Origin of the sequence: Microcoleus sp. MON1_C5 (assembly GCF_036701875.1) — a bacterium.
GTDB lineage: Bacteria > Cyanobacteriota > Cyanobacteriia > Cyanobacteriales > Microcoleaceae > Microcoleus.
The window spans coordinates 1-3,216 of record NZ_JAUBRN010000138.1; the positions used below are offsets into that span (position 1 = coordinate 1).

The following is a 3,216-nucleotide window of genomic DNA, read 5'->3' on the forward strand; positions in this document are numbered from 1 at the left end:
TAACTCGTTCAATTTTTCAAAACCTCAATATCCCTTATGGCACGTTTTCCTCTGCGTAGAGTGACAAAAGAGGGTTAGAAGAATGCCTCAAAAACGAACCACGTACATACAACAGTGTTCAACTAGCTCAGAAATTAGAAAAAGAGCGTTCTATTAAACTAAGCCCCGACCGATTAAGACGCATACTAAAAAAAAAGGGTTTATTTGGAAACGAGCGAGAAAAAGCCATAAAGGAAAACAAAACCCCATTGTACGAGAAATAAAGCTCTCCAGACCTAGATATGTTGGAATGGGCAGCGGCTGCGGGAGAAATCGACTTAAAATATTTGGATGAATCAGGATTTTGTGCGTGGAGTGAACCAAGCTATACTTATTATCAACGAGGTGAACAAAAGCGGCTAGAACAAACGAAAAGGCGTGGTCGTAGATTAAGTATTGTAGGGCTTATTCAACATAAAATCAGCTTTGTTTACGGTTTAGTAATGGGGGGTGTCGATCGAAAAGCTTATATCAAAATGATGGAGCAAGAAGCCCAACAAGCTGCTCAGATTGGACGACTAAGAGTAATAGTACAAGACAACGGCCCCATACATCGATGTCATGAAGTCAAACAGTTGTGGTCGAAGTGGGAAAATCAGGGTTTATATATCTTTTTCTTGCCCAAATATTGTTCCGAAATGAACCCAATTGAATTAGAGTGGCAACATCTTAAAAAAGATGAATTAGCGGGACAAATGTTTGACGATGAATTAGAGCTCGCGTACGCCGTAATTCATGGAGTAGAAGTTAGAGGAGAAAGAGGAAACTACCGCACACAACGTGTTAAATTTAACTCGAATCCTGCTACTTAATGTTTCGTCACATAAAGCTAAATTTTCCCGCCTACCTACTTAACTCGCCCGACAAAAATTCAGGCACTTTATTGGTTAAAAGCAGGATATAGTCCAAGCCTTACAGATGTAGCAGAACGTTTAGGGGTACATAGGATAACTGTAAATAGATGGTTAAAACAATATAGTGTTGGTGGTCTGCCCGAACTGCTAAAAATAAGAAAATCAACTGGTAGACCCAGAGTAATTCCTAAAGCTGTAATAGCTGGTTATCACAGAAATCAAGTTAGAAATCATGTGAATTTAAAAGTTATAAAGAAATTGGTAAGTGGGTAGAAGACAAATATAAAATATCAGTCAAGTATCAAACATTACACAAGCAATTACACTATCGAATGAAAGCTAAATTAAAAGTACCAAGACGTTCGAGCATCAAGAAAGATAAAGCGGCAGGTATCGAGTTTAAAAAAAACTACATAAATTACTAAAAATCGCTGGGTGGCTGGAGTATATGACCTCAAAACCAGCAAAAAATGGGCTGAAATATTGGTGTCAAGATGAAAGTAGAATTGGCTTAAAAACAATTGAAAGGAAAAGAATTACAGCTTTGGGAGTTAAACCAATAGGTTTAGTTCAAGGGAATTTTAAAGCTTACTATTTATATGGCGCAGTTGCGCCACACACAGGAGAAAGTTTTTGGTTGGAGTTCTCACATTTAGATGGTATGTGTTTTCAAATTTTCTTAGATAAACTAGCCGAGAAATATCCCGATTATTTAAATGTTATCCAATTGGATAATCGTAAGTTTCATCATAGTAGTAGCCTAAAAATACCGCATAACATTTTACTGATTTTTCAACCACCATACAGCCCTGAATTGAATCCAATTGAGAGAATATGGTCACACATAAAACAAGAACTGAGTTGTGAAATATATAAAAATCTAGATAGTATTAAAGAAAAAGTTTCCGCTTTTCTTGGGGAATTTTCAACGGAAGAAATAGCATCTATAGCCGGATGGGACTATATTTTATCAGCCCTAGCAACTGTTGCATAATTTTGGAGAATTGGTATAACCATAAATTGAGTGCCCCTTTTACGATAGAGGGAGCGTGTAATCGAACAGTTTTTGAAATGTGGCTGGAAACAAGTTTAGTTCCAACACTGGTTAAAGGGCAGGTGGTAGTGATGGATAATGCCACATTTCATAAAGGCGGTCGGATTCAGGAATTGATTCAAAGTGTAGGATGTAAACTGTTATATTTACCGCCGTACTCTCCAGATTTCAACTTGCATTGAACAATGTTGGTCTTGGCTAAAAAGTCGAATTCGTAAACAGCTAGATCAGTTTGATTGTTTACCAGAGGCGACCCTTGGATGTGTTACGCATTGCGTCCTAACCGCCTTGGCGGTTGCTATATCTCTCAACTGATTGAGGATGCAGGCTGTCAATTGCTCTACTTACCCCCTTATTCCCCAGACCTCAACAAAATAGAACAATGCTGGTCTTGGTTGAAAAGTCGTATCCGCAAACAACTAGAGCGGTTTAATTGTTTACGAGATGCGATCGAAGATGTTTTACGTCTTGTGTCCTAACCGCCTAGGCGGTTGCTATAGCTAAAGATCTAGTGAGAGAAATTCATTTGCCCTGGCAAAAGTCTCTGCCTCAATTGACACCTGGAAGGGTTGTACAATCAATGCTTCCACTTTTAATCAAGATTGGAACTCCGGCTGTTGCTCCCAAACGGCGAGGAAATTCAGACGGATGGCAAACAGGAAAACCTCGCACTCCTAGATGTCGCTATCCTGTGGTCAAAAAGGGTAAAGGTCGGTTTCAAAAATCACCAAAATCCATCAGTTAACCTGGGAATCTCTCTCTAAATTCACCATAATTTATGCTCAGCTAACGCTGAGTAAATTTGTGCTTAGTCTCAACTCCAGTCAGGTGAAGGCTCTCACAAAGTTGACTAAAGAAATCATTGCTTCTTTGACAGGATGGGAATTCATGTTAGATGCCTTATCTGTAGCCCGACTTTAGGAAATTGGTATGACTGGGAGTTGCTCTGACTTTGTAGTCATGTATCAGGTGAAGGCTCTCACCCGGAAAGACCGCGCGCTCGGGGTTTAAAACCTCTCGCGATCTAGTGTGTGGGGTAAGTTCCCTTTAAAAGCTAAAACAAAAGCTCCTAAATCAGAGAAGCTTTTGTTTGTATATTGTCGAGGGGGAGTGAGGGGGCAAATATATGAGGCACCTTTGTGCAACACCCCCGAGCAGGGGATGGTATGGGGGTGGTGCCATTGCCTCGGGTGACACTACCGAAAAGAGGTAAGGGTGAAAAACCCTGAAGACTGCATAGAATTAAGTCATCATGATTACCATGTGGAA

Annotated in this window: 2 protein-coding genes and 3 pseudogenes; all 5 read left to right on the forward strand. The window is 39.9% G+C overall.

The features are described from left to right. Positions 1-74: 74 nt before the first annotated feature. Positions 75-851, forward strand: a pseudogene (locus QUA71_RS28940) (IS630 family transposase); the annotation flags it as partial. Between the two features lie 57 nt (positions 852-908). Then, on the forward strand, positions 909-1,166 hold the full coding sequence (locus QUA71_RS28945) for a helix-turn-helix domain-containing protein (RefSeq protein WP_333290427.1): 258 nt from the start codon (positions 909-911) through the stop codon (positions 1,164-1,166). Positions 1,167-1,341: 175 nt separating this feature from the next. After that, positions 1,342-1,887 carry an IS630 family transposase gene (locus QUA71_RS28950; protein ID WP_333290425.1) on the forward strand — a complete coding sequence of 182 codons (546 nt, stop codon included), beginning with the start codon at positions 1,342-1,344 and terminating at the stop codon, positions 1,885-1,887. 23 nt (positions 1,888-1,910) lie between these two features. Next, positions 1,911-2,262 (forward strand): annotated as a pseudogene (locus tag QUA71_RS28955) (transposase); the annotation flags it as partial. Then, positions 2,241-2,426 (forward strand): annotated as a pseudogene (locus tag QUA71_RS28960) (transposase); the annotation flags it as partial. The pseudogenes QUA71_RS28955 and QUA71_RS28960, both read left to right, overlap by 22 nt. Positions 2,427-3,216 lie beyond the last annotated feature (790 nt).